We start from the raw sequence: 16,590 nt of genomic DNA on the forward strand, positions 1-16,590 counted from the left end.
GGCGGATCTCTTTATCAGTGTTGGCTGAGCTGGGCGTCGAGGGACGGCCAGTAATGGGTGAGCTGCAGGTCGCTCAGGGCCTGGCGGGTGAAGCCGGTGGCCAGGTCCGGGCCGATGTCGTAGGGCGTGCGGATCAGGCGGTTGTCCAGGGCGTAGCGGGCCAGTGCCTGGTAATGGGCCTTGAGCTGGGCATCGCTCTTCGGCGCCCAGCGCGCCTGCCATGCCACCGGGTCGTCCTGGTCGTCGCGGCGCAGCACGCTCTCGGCCACGCCGGCGCGGGACGACAGCTTGTAGTAGGCGTCGCGGTTCTGCTCCTGGGAGATCCACCAGGCGGCCTTGACCCAGGCGGTAGCCACCAGCTGGGTGAGGTCGGCGTGCTGCTCGACGAAACGGTCGGTGGCCCACAAGTCCGAGACCAGCCGCCAGTCGTCGGCGCCTTGCTTGGTCGACCAGAGGATGCGCGCCACGCCCTTGTCTTCCAGGGCATAGGCCTCGTTCAGCAGCACCGCCGCATCCACCTTGCCCGCCGACACCGCCGCCGCGCCGACCTGCGGGTTGAGGTTGGCGATCTTGAAGTCGTTCAGTTGCAGCCCCTGGCTTACGAGGAAGTTGCTGAAGGCGAACTCCCATGGCCGGCCACGGTGCAGGGCCAGGCGCTTGCCCTTGAGGTCCTGGATGCTGCGGGCGCTGGAGTTGGCCGGCACCACCAGGTACACGTTGTTGCCGCTGCCACCGGGCACCACCAGCTTGCCCGGCACGTTGCCGGCGCCGGCGATCACCGAGGGCAGGTCGCCGCGCACGGCGAAGTCCAGGCTGTCGTTGCTGAAGCCTTCGTTGATCTGCGGACCGGCGCCGGCGTGGGGCAGGGCGACCCAGTCCAGGCTGATGCCGCGCTGGGCGAGCTGCTGGGCGAGCCAGCCATCCTCGATCACCCGCCCGGGGATGCCGCCGAACACCGGCACGCCGCCCTGGGTGAAGGCAACGATGGCGATACGCACGGATTTGGGCGCCTCGCCGGCCCAGGTGGTGAGGCTCAACAGCAGGCCGAGCAGGGCGAGGCCATGGCGCCAGAGGATTTTCATGATGTTGCGCTCCCGACAGTGTGCGGGCCGCGTGTTTGGGCGGCCCAGGCGTTTGTCAGGCAGGAGCGAAATGCATGCCAGGGCGCTGCGGGCAGGGCTGCAGCCCTTGTGCGACAAGGGCTACGCGCTACAGCGAAGGCATTGGCGCGCGGTCCGGGGTGCTGATCGGCAGGCAGGCCGTTGCTGACCGGTTGCTGCTCCAGCAGCACTGCAACGATTGGTTTTCTATATATTCACTAATCGAATATATAAATATTTATTAATAATTTTTCGGTCTAACTTGTTTCATGCACTATGAGGGCGCGCACACACTGCCAGGAATGCCCCCATGTCGCTGATTACCCATCCCAATGCCCGCGAGCTGACCAAATCCGTGCGCGCCACCGTGCTCGTGTTCAAGGACCCGCGCTCCCAGGAGCTGCTCAGCCGCATCGAGCGCCTGGCCCCCAGCGAAGCCAACACCCTCATCATTGGCGAGACCGGCACCGGCAAGGAGCTGGTGGCCCGCCATATCCACAAGCTCAGTCGCCGTCATAGTGAGCCTTTCGTCGCGGTGAACTGCGGCGCTTTCGCCGAGACCCTGGTAGAGAGCGAGCTGTTCGGCCACGAGAAGGGTGCCTTCACCGGCGCCACCTCGAACAAGGCCGGCTGGTTCGAGGCCGCCAACGGCGGGACGCTGTTTCTCGACGAGATCGGCGACCTGCCGCTGAACATGCAGGTGAAGCTGCTGCGCGTGCTGCAGGAGCGTGAAGTGGTGCGCCTCGGCTCGCGCACCCCGGTGCCGATCAACGTGCGCCTGGTGGCGGCGACCAACGTCAACCTGGCCGACGCCGTGGTGGCCGGGCACTTTCGTGAAGACCTGTTCTACCGCCTGCACGTGGCGACCATCCGTCTGCCGCCGCTGCGCGAACGGCCCGGGGATATCCTGCCGCTGGCCGAGTTCTTCATCGAGGAGCATTGCCGGCGCCTGGGTTACGAGCGCGCCAGCCTGAGCATCGAGGCCGAGCGCAAGCTGCTGGCGCATAGCTGGCCGGGCAACATCCGCGAACTGGAGAACGCCATTCACCATGCGCTGCTGGTGTGCCGCCAGCAGCAGGTGGCGCCGGGGGACCTGCACCTGGTGGACATGCGCCCACAGGCGCTGGGGCAGCCGGAGGTGACCGGGTTGCCAGCGCCGGGCGCGGTGGCGCCGGTGAGCCTGGAAAGCGCCTTGCTGGCATTGTTCGAGCAGAATATTCCGGACCTGTACGAACACATCGAGGAGACCGTGTTCCGCGCGGCGTACCGTTATTGCCATGGCAACCAGTTGCAGACCGGGCGGTTGCTGAACATCAGCCGCAATATCGTGCGGGCACGGTTGGAGAAGATCGGGGAACTCGGAGGGCGCTGAGTGTGGTGGCGAATGACAGCCCATGCGCGTTTCCCTGTAGGAGCGGCCTTGTGCCGCGAAAGGGGCGCGTAGCGGCCCCGGCGATATCAGCTTGAGGCACAAGTTCTGGGGGCGCTTCGCACCCCTTTCGCGGCACAAGGCCGCTCCTACAGTAGTCGTGGATGGCTTGGGATATCGTTACACCTCTGCCGGCCGCTCGACTTCATCCACATAGGATTCGAAGAACCAGTCGGGAATTTCTTCGTTACGGTATTCCAGCTGCACGCCATCGGTGATTTCTGCCAGCCAAACCGCGCTCTGGCCGGAGTTGTCGAACACGTAGGCGCGATGGCTGGCGGCGATGGCCTCGGGCAGCAGGTCGAGGGAACGTTCGTAGCGGCTGCGTACCAGGTCGTCCCTGACCGGATGCCCGCCGGCGCGCACGCGAATGGCGACCCGCTCGATATTGATCTGCGGGTTCTCGGTCGAGACGAAGTAGAGGTAGGTGCGATAGCCCTGGGCCTGGGCCAGGCGCATGAATTCGATCTTGCTCGGGTGCGACATGACACTTTCGAAGGTGAAGCTCTGCTTTGCCTCCAGCAGGTGCTGGCGAATGAAATCGGCGATCACCGAGGCGAAGTACGAGTCCACCGGCACCGCGCGGTAGTCGATCCGGTTATTGAGCAGTTGCAGCAGCCGCGCCTGCGCAACCAGCTGCCGGGATGCGATCAGATGATGCTTGAGATGGAAGGCGTGTAATTCGGCCTGGGTGGCCTGAATGCCGAACGGGGCGAGGTCGATGAAGCCGGTGTCTTTCGCCTCGTGTTCGAGTTCGTCGGCATTGACGAAAAGGCGTGTCAGCGCCGCAGGCAGGCTGGCCTTGATGGTGCTCTTGCCCGAGCCGTTGGGCCCCGCGAAAACCCGCAGTCTAGGCACGCCCGCCGGCCGTCTCGTCATCGACCCTGCGCACGCTGATTACCTCGCCGACCCGCACCTTGCGCCGGGGGCTGGCCTTGCCCAGCACGGTTCGGGCGCCATCGGCCTCGACGCGCACCAGTTCGCCTTCATCGACACACAGGACGCCGCGCTGGCTGGCCTGCAGGGCACGCAGGTAGGCCGAATGCGTGGCCTCGCTGGCGTGCAGGGGGATTTGTTGCTCAAGGGCATCGAGGTCTCGTTCGGAGACTTTCTTTGCTTTTGCTGCCATCGCTGGACACCTCCGCGCAACGCGAAACCGCTTGCGCACATGGGAAGCATCATAGCGCCGACATTGTAAAAAGGCATCAAGGAGGGTCATCGGGCTGTCCTGGAGTGGAGTCGACCTGCAGTCTGGCACAACGCTGCGCTCACGGTTTCCCAGGCTCACGTAGTCCGTTTCCTAAAGCTGAAACGGGGCCGTCGAGCGGCCCCGCAGATCCGGCGTCGCTCCTCAGAAACCGAAGTCGCTCAGCCCAGGATGATCGTCCGGGCGGCGTCCCAGCGGCCAGTGGAACTTGCGCTCGGCCTCGCTGATGGGCTGCTCGTTGATGCTGGCGTGGCGGTTGCGCATCAGGCCGTCCTCGGCGAACTCCCAGTTCTCGTTGCCGTAGGCGCGGTACCACTGGCCGCTGTCGTCGCGGTACTCATAGGCGTAGCGCACGGCGATGCGGTTGTCGGTGAAGGCCCAGAGCTCCTTGATCAGGCGGTACTCCAGTTCGCGGTTCCACTTGCGGGTGAGGAAGGCCTGGGCCTCTTCGCGGCTGCTGCAGAACTCGGCGCGGTTGCGCCAGTGGGTGTCGAGGGTATAGGCCAGGGCCACCTTGGCGGCGTCGCGGCTGTTCCAGCCGTCTTCGGCCAGGCGCACCTTCTCGATGGCGGTTTCACGGGTAAAGGGGGGCAGTGGTGGGCGGGACATCGTGGTCGATCCTTGCGGGAAGTGGGTTTGCAGGACCGAGATTAGACCCGTCGCCGGGCAGGGAGAATCGGTGCGCCGGGCACTTCATAATTGTCCTCGGAGGAACAATCCGCGCGGGAGTGCCAGGCCTGGCTGTCTATAGTTACCGCACAAGTTACCGCCAGCCCCACTGGAGCCCACTCATGAACCTGATCAGCCGCGAACCCTGGTGGCTCGTCCCGCCCAAGCCCGGGCAGACCGAGCAGGACCTGCACTGGGGCTACCTGGAAATCTACGCCGACGGCCGCACCGTGTTCGTCGACCAGCGCCCCAGTGAGCGGGAGCTGGCCGAACGCAAGAGTTGCCGCAATTTCCCCGACGCCGAAAAGCCCTGAATCAACCTTCGAGCTGGGCCAGGCGCGCCTCCAGCGCCGTCACTCGGGCTTCCAGCGCCTCGATGCGCTCGTCCGCCGCGCTGGCGGAGCGGGTGCCGCCGTCCTGCTGGCGGGCGGCGAGAATCGCCTCGATCTCGGCCGGGTCGCCCAGGGCGTGGGTGTAACGGTCTTCGCGCTGGCCGGCCTGGCGTGGCAGGTGCAGGGCCAGACCGCGTGAAATCAGGCGCTCCAGCTGGTGCTGGATCTGTTCGGTGTCATCGAACTCGTGCAGGCGGTTGCTGCGGGTCAGCAGCTCACTGAGGGTCTGCGGGCCGCGCAGGAACATCAGCCCCATCAGCACCAGCTGCGCCGGTACCAGCTCCAGGGCCTTGTCGACCCGCTGCTCCCAGCGGTCGGCGCGGCTGCCCATCTGCAGGCGTGCCATTTCCTGGTTCTCCAGGGCGCGCAGGGCCTGGCCGACCTGGCCGGGGGAGAGGTTCATGACGGGTTCGCGGCTGGTCTTCTGGTTGCAGGCCAGGACCAGGGCATTGAGGGTCAGGGGGTAGGTTTCCGGGCTGGTGGCCTGCTTCTCGATCAGCGAACCGAGCACGCGGATCTCGATGCTGCTGAAATGGCCTTCGCCGGTGGTTTCGTGTTCTGACATGGCCCTGTCTCATTGCGAGGAAAAGGCCACTAGCCTAGGTAAAGCGCCAGGCTTAAGCAATCACCGGGGCATTGCCGGTCAAGCCCGCTTCCAATGGAAGCGGCTTGACCGGCAACGAGGGCTTCAGGCGCTGCGTCGTTCCATGGCCTGGCACGCCGCCGCGGTGAACAGCACGTCAGTGGAGGAGTTCAGCGCGGTTTCCGCCGAATCCTGCAGCACGCCGATGATGAAGCCGACCGCCACCACCTGCATGGCAATCTCGCTGGGGATGCCGAACAGGCTGCAGGCCAGCGGGATCAGCAGCAGCGAGCCACCGGCCACGCCCGAGGCGCCACAGGCGCAGACCGCCGCCACCACGCTGAGCAGCACCGCGGTCGGCAGGTCCACCGGGATGCCCAGGGTGTGCACGGCGGCCAGGGTCAGCACGGTGATGGTGATCGCCGCGCCGGCCATGTTGATGGTCGCGCCCAGCGGGATCGACACCGAATAGGTGTCCTCATGCAGGCCGAGCTTTTCCGACAGCGCCAGGTTGACCGGGATGTTGGCCGCCGAGCTGCGGGTGAAGAACGCGGTGATGCCGCTCTCGCGCAGGCACAGCAGGGTCAGCGGGTAGGGGTTGCGGCGAATCTTCCAGAACACGATCAGCGGGTTCATCACCAGCGCCACGAACAGCATGCAGCCGATCAGCACACCGAGCAGGTGCAGGTAGCCGAGCAGCGCGTCCAGGCCCGATTGCGCCAGGGTGGCGCTGACCAGGCCGAAGATGCCCAGCGGGGCGAAGCGGATCACCACGCGCACGATCAGGGTGACGCCGTTGGACAGGTCCTCGACCACGGTGCGGGTGGTTTCATTGGCATGACGCAGGGCCACGCCCAGGCCGATGGCCCAGGTCAGCACGCCGATGAAGTTGGCGTTGAGCAGTGCGTTGACCGGGTTGTCCACGGCGCTGAGCAGCAGGTTCTGCAGCACCTCGCCGATCCCGCCGGGGGCGCTCAGCGCGGCATCGCTGGTGGTCAGCGCCAGGTTGGACGGGAACAGCATGCTCGCCGCCACGGCCACCACCGCCGCGGCGAAGGTGCCCAGCAGGTACAGCCAGAGGATCGGGCGGATGTGGGTTTCCTGGCCATGGCGGTGGTTGGCGATCGAGGCCATCACCAGGATAAACACCAGCACCGGCGCCACGGCCTTCAGGGCGCTGACGAAGACCTTGCCGAGGAACGCCAGGTCACGGGCCACGGCGGGGGCGAGCAGGGCGAGGAGAATGCCGGCCACCAGGCCGATGCAGATCTGCGTCACCAGGCCGGTGCGGTTGATGAGGCGGAGGATGGGGGTCATGTGCAGCGCAATCCGATTACGTGAAAGCGCGCGACTTTATCACAGACCTGCGGGGCATAGCGTGGGAGCGGGCTTGCCCCGCGATCACTGGCCGAAGCGGTTTCGCCTGAATCGCGGGTCAAGCCCGCTCCCACGCACCCTGTGTACCCGTCGGGTTACCAGTGGAACAGCTCCCGCCGCGCGCCCTCGGTGATCGCCAGGATCCCTGGGTGCTTGACCTTGCGCTCCACCGAAATGGCGTAGAACGACTCGTTCACCGCCTCGGTCTGGCCGATCAGGCGCACCCCGTACTGGCGGCAGACTTCCTCGGCGATCACGCTGGGGGCGACGAAGATGCCGCTGCCCGACTGGCCGAAGGCCTGCATCAGCGCGCTGTCGTCGAATTCGCCGACGATGCGCGGCTGCACCTGCTGCTCGGCCAACCAGCGCAACAGCCGGCTGCGCACCACGGTCTCCTGGCCGGGGATCAGCAACGGCGCGTCGTCCAGGCAGGCGGGGAAGGGCCGGGCGAGGCGTTCGGCCAGCGCGGGCGTGGCGAAGAAGCTCAGGCCGCACTCGCCGAGCTTTTGGCTGTAGCCCTTGATGTCCAGGTGGCTGGGCATGGGGCTGTCGGAGATCACCAGGTCCAGGCGCTGGATCGCCAGGTCCGCCAATAGCCGTTCGAGCTTGTCCTCGCGACAGCTGATGCGCAGCACCTCGTCCAGCTCCATGGTCGGCGCCAGCAGGCGGTAGACGATGGACTTGGGCACCACGTCGGCCACCCCCACGCGAAACAGGATCTGCTCCTGCGGCCCGGCCCGCAGCATGGCTTCCAGCTCGCCGCCGATCTGGAACATCTGCTCGGCGTAGACCAGCGCCTGGCGCCCGGTCTCGGTCAGCTCCAGCTGGCGCCCGACGCGCTGGAACAGCTCCAGGTTCCAGGTCTGCTCGAACAGGCTGATCTGCCCACTGATGGTCTGCGGGGTGAGGTTCAGCTGCTCGCTGGCGCGGGCGATGCTGCCGGTCTTGGCCACGGCCCAGAAATAATGGAGCTGACGGTAGTTGAGCATGGCCTGTCTCAGTTCGGGAAAACCGAAGTATACACGCCGAAAAAACGAATTTTCCGGATGTTTCAGCCTCTTTAGAATGCCTCCCCATCAGGCGCACGACGCGCCGCCCGGAATTCGACAAGCGAGGACCTCATGCTACAACTCAAATCCATTGGTACACCGTTGGTGCTGGTATTGGCCCTGTTCGCCATGTCCGGTTGCGACCAGGCCGAGAAATCCGCCCAGCAGATGCTCGACCAGGCCGCCGAAACCGCCAAGCAGGCCATCGACAAGACCAACGACGCCGCCCAGCAGGCCCTGAGCGACGCCATCGGCAGCGAAGGCGAGAAGGCCAAGGCCGAAGACGACAAGAAAGACACCCAGGACATCTGAGAGCAGGACTGACCAATGGAATATTTGCTGGAACTCGCCGCAAGCCCCACCGCCTGGGTTGCCCTCGCCACCCTGGTGGCCATGGAGGTCGTGCTCGGCATCGACAACCTGATCTTCATCTCGATCCTCACCAACAAGCTGCCTGAGGCCTACCGTTCCAAGGCACGCCGCATTGGTATCAGCATGGCCCTGATCATGCGCCTGGCGCTGCTCAGCACCGTGGCCTGGATCGTCCAGCTGACCGAGCCGGTGATCGAGGTGTTTGGCCACACGTTCTCGTGGAAGGACATGATCCTCATCGCCGGTGGCCTGTTCCTGCTGTGGAAGGCGACCAAGGAGATCCACGAAAGCGTCGACCCCCATGGCGCCAAGGAAGAGTCCAAGGCCGGCAACGCCGTGACCATCGGCTTCACCGCGGCGATCTTCCAGATCCTGCTGCTGGACATCGTCTTCTCGATCGACAGCATCATCACCGCCGTGGGCATGACCGAGCACCTGCCGATCATGATCATCGCCGTGATCAGCGCCGTGATCGTGATGCTGGTGGCCGCCGACCCGCTGGCCAAGTTCATCAACGACAACCCGACCGTGGTGATGCTGGCCCTGGGCTTCCTGATCATGATCGGCATGACCCTGATCGCCGAAGGCTTTGGCGCCCATGTACCGAAGGGTTATGTGTACGCGGCCATGGCGTTCTCGACGGCGATCGAGATCCTCAACATCCTGGCGCGTCGGGCGCGCTTGAAGCGTGAGGCGGCCGAGGGCAACTGAGCCGCAAGCTGCAAGTGATAAGCAAGAGGGAGCCTAGGCTCCCTCTTGTCGTTCAAGGCTCGAAGTTTGTAGTGCTGTCAATGCGCCCCGGCATGGCGCCTGGCACGGCGCACCGATGGGGCCTTGGCCACGGCCTGTGGTGGCAGGTGATGAGGGTGGGAATGCCGGCGCACGATGCGCAACACCCCCCAGAGCATGGCCGCCGCGACGCTGAGCCACATGCCGACCAACACGAGAATTGCCATTGTCAGGCTCATGTGTGCCTCCTTCTCTCTGGCGAGCCGTGCTCGCCATCCAGACACAGCTTCAGTCTAGCCTGTCGGCTGTGACGTTCCATTGACCGAAGGTCTAGTCCTTGGGCCGTTTCGTTCCAAGACCGCGCCGGGCTATACCCGCGGACGCCGGCATCCTATGATCGGGGTTCTTGGTCGGGCGCCGCCTGCCTGGCCGCGGAACAAGCGAGTGTCCACGTTGCAAAAGCTCTCCAAGTTTCGGGCCCTGGGCCCACGTCGCCTGCTGGTCGCCTGCCTGGTGGCGGCGACCCTGTCTGGCTGCGCCGGCACGCCGCCGGCTGCGCTCAAGGGCCTGCCACAGCGGGTCGAGATCAGCAGCGTGCCGTTCTATCGCGGCAACGCCAACCACAGCGGCTCGATGGCCCTGGCCGCGGTGCTGTCGCAACAGGGCGCGCCGATCACCCCGGGCCTGCTCGACAAGGCGCTGGGCCTGCCCAAGGCCGCCGAATCGCTGGACACCGGCATTCCCCGGGTAGCCCGCGAGTACGGTCGGGTGGTCTACCCGCTGGACAAGCACCTGGACGCGCTGCTTGCGCAAGTGGCCGCCGGTTATCCGGTGCTGCTGCGTTATCAGGAAGGTTCGGCCTGGTGGAGCGAGCCGCGCTATGCGGTGCTGATCGGCTACGACCGCTACAAGCAGCGGGTGCTGCTGCGTTCGGGCATGCATCGGCGCCAGTTGATGGCCTTCGATGATTTCGAGTCGGCGTGGGCCAAGGAGGGCAATTGGGCGGTGCTGCTGCAGTCGCCACGGCAACTGCCGGCCCAGGTGGATCGCCAGCGTTGGTTGCAGGCGGCGGACGAGCTGGCCCGTGCGGGGCAGGAGATCGCGGCGAAACAGGCGGTCACCAGTCTCGGGAATTGAGACCCAGCCCTTTCAATATGTTGATAATTGGCGTCCGACTTGGACTTGCCGGGGCCGCAAAGCGGCCCCGAACTGTCTTAGAAGCCCAGACGATCGCGCAGGCTGTAGTACCAGGCACCAATGGCGCTGAACGGCACGCGCAGCATCTGCCCACCCGGGAACGGGTAGTGCGGCAGGCCGGCGAACGCGTCGAAGCGCTCGGCCTGGCCGCGCAGGGCCTCGGCCAGCACCTTGCCCGCCAGGTGGGTGTAGGTCACGCCGTGACCCGAGCAACCCTGGGAGTAATAGATGTTGTCGCCGATACGACCGACCTGCGGCAGACGCGACAGGGTCAGCAGGAAGTTGCCGGTCCAGGCGTAGTCGATCTTGACGTTCTTCAGCTGCGGGAAGGCCTTGAGCATCTTCGGACGGATGATCGCCTCGATGTTCGCCGGGTCGCGCGCGCCGTACACCACACCACCGCCGAAGATCAGGCGCTTGTCGCTGGTCAGGCGGTAGTAGTCGAGCAGGTAGTTGCAATCCTCGACACAGTAGTCCTGCGGCAGCAGGGTGCGCGCCAGCTCGTCGCCCAGCGGCTCGGTGGTGATCACCTGGGTGCCGCACGGCATCGACTTGGCCGCCAGTTCCGGTACCAGGTTGCCCAGGTAGGCGTTGCCGGCGACGATGATGAACTTGGCGCGGACCTTGCCCTGCGGGGTATGCACGACAGGGTTGGCGCCACGCTCGATGCGCACGGCGGGGGTTTGCTCATAAATGATGCCGCCCAGCGACTCGACCGCGGCGGCTTCGCCCAGGGCCAGGTTCAGCGGGTGGATGTGGCCGCCGCTCATGTCGAGCATGCCGCCGATATAGCTGTCGCAAGCCACCACTTCACGGATGCGCTTCTGGTCCATCAGTTCCAACTGGTTGTGGCCGAAGCGCTCCCACAGGCGTTTTTGCGATTCCAGGTGGCCCATCTGCTTGCTGGTCAGCGCGGCGAACACGCCGCCGTCCTTCAGGTCGCACTGGATGTCGTACTTGGCCACGCGCTCACGGATGATACGCCCGCCTTCGAAGGCCATCTGGCCCAGCAGTTGCGCCTGCTTGGGGCCGACGGTGCGTTCGATGACGTCGATGTCGCGGCTGTAGCTGTTGACGATCTGGCCGCCGTTGCGGCCCGAAGCGCCGAAACCGACCTTGGCGGCCTCGACGATGCTCACCTTGAAGCCGTTCTCCAGCAGGAACAGGGCGCTGGACAGGCCGGTGTAGCCGGCGCCGATGATGCACACATCGGTTTCCACCTCACCCTGCAGCGCCGGACGTGGCGGCACCGGGTTGGCCGAGGCGGCGTAGTAGGACTGGGGGTAGGGGGTGTTAGCCATGCTCGAGGAACCTCGTGTTTTATATTTTTAACGAATGTACCGATGCTATCAATAATAATAAACACCCGCTAGTCGTCCGGTGAAAATCCTTTACGCCCCCCTGAAACCTGGCCTTCCTATAAATAGTTTAAGATTCAGTAGCTTAGCGTGAAAAAAAGTGTTGACAGGGTATCTGGATCGGGTAGAATGCGCCCCACACGACAGGCACATAGCTCAGTTGGTTAGAGCACCACCTTGACATGGTGGGGGTCGTTGGTTCGAGTCCAATTGTGCCTACCAAATCAGAAGAGGGCGATCCGCAAGGATCGCCCTTTTTGCATTCTGGCGCTCTACGGCCATGCACGGCCCCTGTAGGAGCGGCCTTGTGCCGCGAAAGGGCTGCGTAGCAGCCCCGGCAATTTCTGCTTTAACGCAAAAATACTGGGGCCGCTACGCAGCCCTTTCGCGGCACAAGGCCGCTCCTACAGGGATTGCGTCGCCTGACAGGGCTGGCATTAAGCAGTTTCGCAAAGTTTTTGATTTTTTTGAAAAAAACGCTTTACAGGTACGCATTCGATCACTAATATGCGCACCACACGACAGGCACATAGCTCAGTTGGTTAGAGCACCACCTTGACATGGTGGGGGTCGTTGGTTCGAGTCCAATTGTGCCTACCAAATCAGAAGAGGGCGATCCGCAAGGATCGCCCTTTTTGTTTTGCGCAGGAAAAGACGCCCCGGTGCGGCCTCAGCGCTTGCTGCTGTGGCGTCGCACCAGTGCACCGTCATCGCACGTATGGGCAAGCGGCAGCAACCAGTCCAGCATCTGCTGGCGTTCATCGGGCTGCAAAGGGCAGTCTGGGCCGTCGAACTGAGCGCCCAGGGCCTTCAGCGCATATTCGACCACTGTATTGTTGACGACGGTTTGTGACGTCTCGATGTGGCGGTGGATCGATGCCATCAGCGCTTCGTGATCGTCTGTCGGTTCCAGGCTCAGCGACCGGGCAAGATACCTGGGCAGCCCTCGCTTGTGGCCTGCCATCATGGCGACTGCGCGGTACAGGTTGACGACATCTTCCTTGTCGATGTGTCCTGCCGAGCGGCCTGCATAGTAGCGCTCGAGTCGGTTGATGGCGTGCGGCAGGTCCGCCTGCCAGCTGCCTTGTTCTACCAGTGCTCGTTCGCGCACATCCCCGATCGTCAGCAGATAATCCAGATAGCCTGCGAAGTTGCGAGCCTCCCTGGCGTAGCGCAATCGGCGCCAGCGTGAGCCGAATTCGCGCTCCCAGGTCCAGCGCCTGACCTCGGGCAGCAGTTCCTGGTCGAGCCAGTCCAGGGTGTCCTGGCAGGGCCACCAGCCTCTGGACGAGGGTTCGCGTTCGCTGAGGTCGTGGGGCGTCCACAGCAGGTCCAGCCAATCGCTGGAAAACGCGTCGGTCGACGTATGGGTGGTGATCAGCGCGTGGTATCCGCTGTCGTGGCGGTCGGTTGCCTGTGCGTGGCAGGGCTTGAGCATGCTCGGGTGGGCGTCGAACATGTGCCAGGGGCTTGTGCCTGCGGCGTAGTCGTGCGCCTCGCAGAAGCGGGCGATGTAGCGCCAGGCGTGCTTGCGCAGCGAGCCGATCTTCACCCGGTGCGAGCCCCCGTGGGCGATAAACGCAAATCCGCTGGCGGACAGGCTGCGTTCCAGTGCCTGCAAGGTGTCGCGCATCACCACCGTGAGCGCGTCGGCGACATCGGCGAGTGCCTGGACCACGGGTTCTTCGAGTATCAGGCGGCTGTTGGGCAGGTCGATCAGGTAACGGTCCTTGTCGCCTGGCATCAGCCCGACGATGAACGGGCGCGACTGGCTGTCCAGTGGCGCGCCGCTGGCAAACAGAAAGCGCTCGAGCAGCCATTCGTGGCTGACGGTGATGGTCACGCCGCGCAGGTCGTGCTGGTGGAAGTCGAAGGCGGCGGTGGCGCGGGACGAGGTCAGGTCCGGCAGGAACACGCTCAGCGAAAACCAGGGGCCGCGGTAGTACCAGTGGCGGCCGTGATGGCCGATGCGGGTGAAGGCATCGGGGCTGCAGGCGCTATCGGGCGCATGCCTGGCGGCGGCCAGGTGGTCGCTCAGCCTGCCGGGGCGTTCGACGAATGCCCTGGCTTTGCGTGCCACGTAGGGGCGCGGGTCGAAGATGGATTTGGCAACCAGCTCTGAGAACCCCACGCGTTCCATCCACAGGTTGCCGAACGTCTCGATATGCGCGCCTGGGAAGAACTTCGACAGCACGTCGGGGTGATGCTGCAGTTTCTGCGTCAGCTCATGGGCGGTCCACAGCCGCCCTTCGATGCCTGCCGCTTTCAGGCGCTGTTTCTCATTGATCCAGCGACTGGCCAGCGTGCCGATCTCGCGCTGCGCCAGGATCAGGGTGAACGAGCGCGTGAGCGAAGGCCAGGGGCCATTCAGGAAGGCATCGATGGCGCCCGTCAGCTCGCTGCTGGTGAAGTCCTTCCAGGCCTTGCATTCGAAGACGTTGAGTCGGTCGGGGCTTTCTTCGTCATGGGCGAACAGGTCGATGCCGCCTTGCCGGGTGCCGCTTTTCCCGAGACGGTGGCAGCCGCCAAGCGGTTGTTCCTTGCTCAGCAGCCACCAGCACAGCTGTTCGAAGGATTCCGCCGGCATCGCGAAATCAAGCACGAAGGTCGTACGCGGGTAGATGCGCGTGTCGGGGCTGATGCTGGCTTCGGGCTGCAGGTGCGTGGGCCACTCTTGCGGCAGTTCGGGCGTGCTGGCAGGGGTGGCTGTGGCGTTTGAAGGTTCCAACCTGAGGTCCTTGTGTCGCTGTCTGTCCATTGTGGCGCGGCGACATCTTCGGCCAGGTCGAGGGCCACAGGCAACAGACAAAGCCTGCGACAGAAGTGCCATGAGGGGATGTTCCCGGCCATGCTAGAATCCGCCCCTTCGAATCTGGAGGTACAGGCGTGCGCAAACTGGCGGTGGTAATGGCGGTGTTGGCCCTGGCGGGTTGTAACAACGAGGTCGAAGGCGTGCACAAGCAGGTGGCCGAGCACCTGAACAACCCCAAGACGGCCAAGTTCGCCAACGTGCGTTTCGACACTCAGGGCTCTATCTGCGGCCAGGTGCGCGGCAAGGACGACGCCGGGCAGTACCAGGCCTATCGCAGCTACGTGGCGATCAAGCATGACGGCCAGTACGAAATCCTCATCGACGAAACCGGCAACAACCTGCGCATCCGCGAGATCTGCGGCGGTGCCGACCTGCAGCGCCGCGCCGAGGCGCTGGCCGACCAGCCGGCGCCGGAGGGCTGGGACGTCGAGGTGATTCAGGGGCCGAACATGGGCGCCCTGACCGACATGACTGCCCGTTTGATCGAGAAGGGCATTCCGTCCTGGGTCGAGTACCGCGATGGCAAGCCGGTGGTGCTGATGGGCCCGTTCCCGGCCAAGGCCGAGGCTGATGCGCGCAAGGCCGAGGTAATGGCCAAGCTGGGCACCGACTCGATCGTCATCCAGCACGGCGTCAAGCGCTGATCGCGACGGCCATATAAATCCCTGTAGGAGCGGGCTTGTCCCGCGATGGCGTCAGAACAGACGGAGTTGCTTCCCGGCCAGCCCGTGCAGCAGCAGCTATGCTGTCTACTGTGGGGGTTGAATGGGGGAGCGCCTCATGGCGACGCTGGAGCGGGCCATTGCGATGGCCATCAAGGCACATGAAGGGCAGTTCGACAAAGGCGGTGCGGCGTACATCCTTCACCCGTTGCGGGTGATGGAACGGGTGATCACCCCGGAGCAACGCATCGTCGCGGTACTGCACGACGTGCTGGAAGACACCCCGCTGACCCTGTCCGACCTCGCCCGTGAAGGTTTCCCGCTGAAGATCCTCGCCGCGCTGCTGGCGCTTAGCCGTCGCGAAGGCGAGAGCTACGAGGCCTTCGTCATCCGCCTGGGCGTCGACCCCCTGGCGCGCCAGGTCAAGCTGGCCGACCTGGCCGACAACAGCGATCTCTCGCGCATCCCTTGCCCAGGCCCGGCGGACCTGGCCCGGCTGTGCCGTTACCAGCAGGCCAGCGTCTACCTGCAGACGCTGGCCTGAGGGGCCTCAGCCGCAGGCCTTGAGGTTGACCGGCCCGACGAACTCATTGCCGCGCCCCATCACGCACGCCACCTGCTGGTTGCGCTGCAGCTCCCAGGCCTGCGGCGGGTAGGTCTTGTTCCAGGCCTCGAACAGCTGGCGGTCCTGCCTGGACAGCCTCAGGTCGTACTGCTTGCTCATATAGAAGTAGGTGCGCGCGATCATCCCACGGATCGACGGGCGCGGCATGACCTTCTTGGCCTTGAAGTCGACCTGGGTCAGGCAGCTGCCGTACTGGCCATGCTGCTCGGGCAGCCAGCCGAAGCTGAAGTTGCTGCGGTCGCCGTTGACCTCGCCGATGCTCGGCACCAGGTTGTGCAGGTCGGCCTCGGCGCGCTGGTAGACCTTGTCGTGGCGCGTGCAGTTCTTGCGCCCGCCGTCCTGCCAGCACTGGCGCTGGTGGCCGATCTGCCAGGCCGGGACGATGTGCTCCCATTCGATGCGCGAGGCGCGGTTGAGGTTCTTGCGTGGCGCGTAGCCGCAGGAGGCCAGGTCGACCTTGTTGCCCTTGTACTTGCAGCCGCAATAAAACTCCGTGGACTGCGGCGCGTACAGCTTCCAGGCGACCTTCTTGGCCTCCTGGAAGGTGCGTGGGGCGTCGGCGTGGGCGAGGGGGGTAAGCAGCAGCAGGCAGGCGGCGAAAAGCGAAACTCTCATGCGCGGTCAGTCTTCCTTCGGCACGGTCCAGAAAATCTGCACGCCGCCATCGTCGCGGTGGGCGAGGGTGACGTTGTCGTTCTCGGCGATTTCCTCGAGCAGGGTTGCCCAGTCGTCGGGCGACTCGTGCTCCAGGCGGAAGATCAGGGCGGCGCGGCTGCGCTGGGCGGTGGGACTGTTGATGATCTTCTGGATGCGCTGACCCAGTAGTTCATAAGGGCTTGGCGACGCGGAGGCGGGTTTGGCCACGGGGCTGTTCCTTGTTTTGCTGTATGTGCATACAGTATTTCACTGTAAGCCGTTTCGCAACAGCAGGTAGGATGAAAGCCGTATAAGACCGTGGTAGAGGGATTGGTTCCTTGAATATTGGCCCTTTCGCGGGTAAACCCGCTCCCACAGGTCCAGCACAAATCC

The 16,590-nt window shown here is 64.6% G+C and carries 19 protein-coding genes and 2 tRNA genes; 9 read left to right on the forward strand and 12 right to left on the reverse strand.

Annotated elements, in window-relative coordinates; all coding sequences use genetic code 11:
* Positions 1-14: 14 nt before the first annotated feature.
* On the reverse strand, positions 15-1,082 hold the full coding sequence (locus PRtIB026_RS13050) for a PhnD/SsuA/transferrin family substrate-binding protein (RefSeq protein ID WP_203647268.1): 1,068 nt from the start codon (positions 1,080-1,082) through the stop codon (positions 15-17).
* Positions 1,083-1,410: 328 nt separating this feature from the next.
* Between PRtIB026_RS13050 and PRtIB026_RS13055 the strand changes: the two genes are divergently transcribed.
* Positions 1,411-2,472, forward strand: coding sequence for a sigma-54 interaction domain-containing protein (locus PRtIB026_RS13055; RefSeq protein WP_203647267.1), 1,062 nt, complete (start codon positions 1,411-1,413; stop codon positions 2,470-2,472).
* 177 nt (positions 2,473-2,649) lie between these two features.
* On the opposite strand, the gene PRtIB026_RS13060 is transcribed toward PRtIB026_RS13055, so the two are convergent.
* The 3 genes from PRtIB026_RS13060 to PRtIB026_RS13070 all read right to left on the reverse strand — a co-directional run bounded on the left by PRtIB026_RS13060 (position 2,650) and on the right by PRtIB026_RS13070 (position 4,345).
* Entirely contained in the window at positions 2,650-3,408 is a 759-nt protein-coding gene (locus PRtIB026_RS13060) for a zeta toxin family protein (protein ID WP_203647266.1), read from the reverse strand.
* A complete protein-coding gene (locus PRtIB026_RS13065) occupies positions 3,380-3,658 on the reverse strand; it encodes a hypothetical protein (RefSeq protein WP_198745276.1) in 279 nt (92 codons plus the stop codon). Before PRtIB026_RS13065 ends, PRtIB026_RS13060 begins: the two co-directional genes overlap by 29 nt.
* A 222-nt stretch (positions 3,659-3,880) precedes the next feature.
* On the reverse strand, positions 3,881-4,345 hold the full coding sequence (locus PRtIB026_RS13070; protein ID WP_203647265.1) for a DUF1348 family protein: 465 nt from the start codon (positions 4,343-4,345) through the stop codon (positions 3,881-3,883).
* 182 nt (positions 4,346-4,527) lie between these two features.
* Here PRtIB026_RS13070 and PRtIB026_RS13075 point away from each other — a divergent pair, with 182 nt between their 5' ends.
* Positions 4,528-4,719 (forward strand): hypothetical protein, encoded by a 192-nt coding sequence (locus PRtIB026_RS13075; RefSeq protein ID WP_110738951.1) that lies wholly within the window; start codon positions 4,528-4,530, stop codon positions 4,717-4,719.
* Between the two features lies 1 nt (position 4,720).
* Here the strand turns inward: PRtIB026_RS13075 and PRtIB026_RS13080 are convergent, their stop codons facing one another.
* The 3 genes from PRtIB026_RS13080 to nhaR all read right to left on the reverse strand — a co-directional run bounded on the left by PRtIB026_RS13080 (position 4,721) and on the right by nhaR (position 7,746).
* Positions 4,721-5,362, reverse strand: a complete 642-nt coding sequence (locus tag PRtIB026_RS13080) for a YceH family protein (RefSeq protein ID WP_203647264.1) — start codon at positions 5,360-5,362, stop codon at positions 4,721-4,723.
* A gap of 123 nt (positions 5,363-5,485) precedes the next feature.
* Positions 5,486-6,697, reverse strand: a complete 1,212-nt coding sequence (gene sstT, locus PRtIB026_RS13085; protein WP_203647263.1) for a serine/threonine transporter SstT — start codon at positions 6,695-6,697, stop codon at positions 5,486-5,488.
* Positions 6,698-6,852: 155 nt separating this feature from the next.
* Complete coding sequence (nhaR, locus tag PRtIB026_RS13090) at positions 6,853-7,746, reverse strand: transcriptional activator NhaR (RefSeq protein WP_203647262.1); 894 nt, start codon at positions 7,744-7,746, stop codon at positions 6,853-6,855.
* Between the two features lie 132 nt (positions 7,747-7,878).
* Here nhaR and PRtIB026_RS13095 point away from each other — a divergent pair, with 132 nt between their 5' ends.
* Together PRtIB026_RS13095 and PRtIB026_RS13100 are read left to right on the forward strand one after the other, a co-directional pair.
* Positions 7,879-8,118 carry a hypothetical protein gene (locus tag PRtIB026_RS13095; protein ID WP_203647261.1) on the forward strand — a complete coding sequence of 80 codons (240 nt, stop codon included), beginning with the start codon at positions 7,879-7,881 and terminating at the stop codon, positions 8,116-8,118.
* A 15-nt stretch (positions 8,119-8,133) separates the two neighbouring features.
* The gene (locus PRtIB026_RS13100; RefSeq protein ID WP_203647260.1) at positions 8,134-8,889 is read left to right on the forward strand and encodes a TerC family protein; all 756 of its coding nucleotides are present in this window, start codon (positions 8,134-8,136) and stop codon (positions 8,887-8,889) included.
* A 77-nt stretch (positions 8,890-8,966) separates the two neighbouring features.
* Here PRtIB026_RS13100 and PRtIB026_RS13105 read toward each other — a convergent pair whose 3' ends face one another.
* Positions 8,967-9,146 carry a hypothetical protein gene (locus PRtIB026_RS13105; RefSeq protein ID WP_203647259.1) on the reverse strand — a complete coding sequence of 60 codons (180 nt, stop codon included), beginning with the start codon at positions 9,144-9,146 and terminating at the stop codon, positions 8,967-8,969.
* Between the two features lie 154 nt (positions 9,147-9,300).
* Between PRtIB026_RS13105 and PRtIB026_RS13110 the strand changes: the two genes are divergently transcribed.
* Positions 9,301-10,044 (forward strand): peptidase C39 family protein, encoded by a 744-nt coding sequence (locus tag PRtIB026_RS13110; RefSeq protein ID WP_203647258.1) that lies wholly within the window; start codon positions 9,301-9,303, stop codon positions 10,042-10,044.
* 77 nt (positions 10,045-10,121) lie between these two features.
* Here the strand turns inward: PRtIB026_RS13110 and PRtIB026_RS13115 are convergent, their stop codons facing one another.
* Positions 10,122-11,405, reverse strand: a complete 1,284-nt coding sequence (locus PRtIB026_RS13115; protein ID WP_203647257.1) for an NAD(P)/FAD-dependent oxidoreductase — start codon at positions 11,403-11,405, stop codon at positions 10,122-10,124.
* Positions 11,406-11,607: 202 nt separating this feature from the next.
* Here PRtIB026_RS13115 and PRtIB026_RS13120 point away from each other — a divergent pair.
* Positions 11,608-11,684: transfer RNA gene (locus PRtIB026_RS13120), tRNA-Val, on the forward strand.
* Positions 11,685-11,985: 301 nt separating this feature from the next.
* Positions 11,986-12,062, forward strand: a tRNA-Val gene (locus PRtIB026_RS13125).
* A gap of 70 nt (positions 12,063-12,132) precedes the next feature.
* On the opposite strand, the gene PRtIB026_RS13130 is transcribed toward PRtIB026_RS13125, so the two are convergent.
* Positions 12,133-14,220, reverse strand: coding sequence for a hypothetical protein (locus PRtIB026_RS13130; RefSeq protein WP_267813884.1), 2,088 nt, complete (start codon positions 14,218-14,220; stop codon positions 12,133-12,135).
* 128 nt (positions 14,221-14,348) lie between these two features.
* On the opposite strand from PRtIB026_RS13130, the gene PRtIB026_RS13135 reads away from it, so the two are divergent.
* On the forward strand, positions 14,349-14,918 hold the full coding sequence (locus tag PRtIB026_RS13135) for an SPOR domain-containing protein (protein ID WP_203647255.1): 570 nt from the start codon (positions 14,349-14,351) through the stop codon (positions 14,916-14,918).
* Positions 14,919-15,054: 136 nt separating this feature from the next.
* Positions 15,055-15,480: a bifunctional (p)ppGpp synthetase/guanosine-3',5'-bis(diphosphate) 3'-pyrophosphohydrolase gene (locus tag PRtIB026_RS13140; RefSeq protein ID WP_203647254.1), complete on the forward strand. Its 426-nt coding sequence runs from the start codon at positions 15,055-15,057 to the stop codon at positions 15,478-15,480.
* Positions 15,481-15,486: 6 nt separating this feature from the next.
* Here PRtIB026_RS13140 and PRtIB026_RS13145 read toward each other — a convergent pair whose 3' ends face one another.
* Both PRtIB026_RS13145 and PRtIB026_RS13150 read right to left on the reverse strand, forming a co-directional pair.
* Positions 15,487-16,176 carry an endonuclease gene (locus tag PRtIB026_RS13145; protein ID WP_186716446.1) on the reverse strand — a complete coding sequence of 230 codons (690 nt, stop codon included), beginning with the start codon at positions 16,174-16,176 and terminating at the stop codon, positions 15,487-15,489.
* A 6-nt stretch (positions 16,177-16,182) separates the two neighbouring features.
* Positions 16,183-16,425, reverse strand: coding sequence for a DUF1654 domain-containing protein (locus PRtIB026_RS13150; protein ID WP_050705218.1), 243 nt, complete (start codon positions 16,423-16,425; stop codon positions 16,183-16,185).
* Between the last annotated feature and the right edge of the window lie 165 nt (positions 16,426-16,590).

The sequence above is a fragment of the Pseudomonas sp. RtIB026 genome (assembly GCF_016861355.2).
Lineage (GTDB): Bacteria > Pseudomonadota > Gammaproteobacteria > Pseudomonadales > Pseudomonadaceae > Aquipseudomonas > Aquipseudomonas peradeniyensis.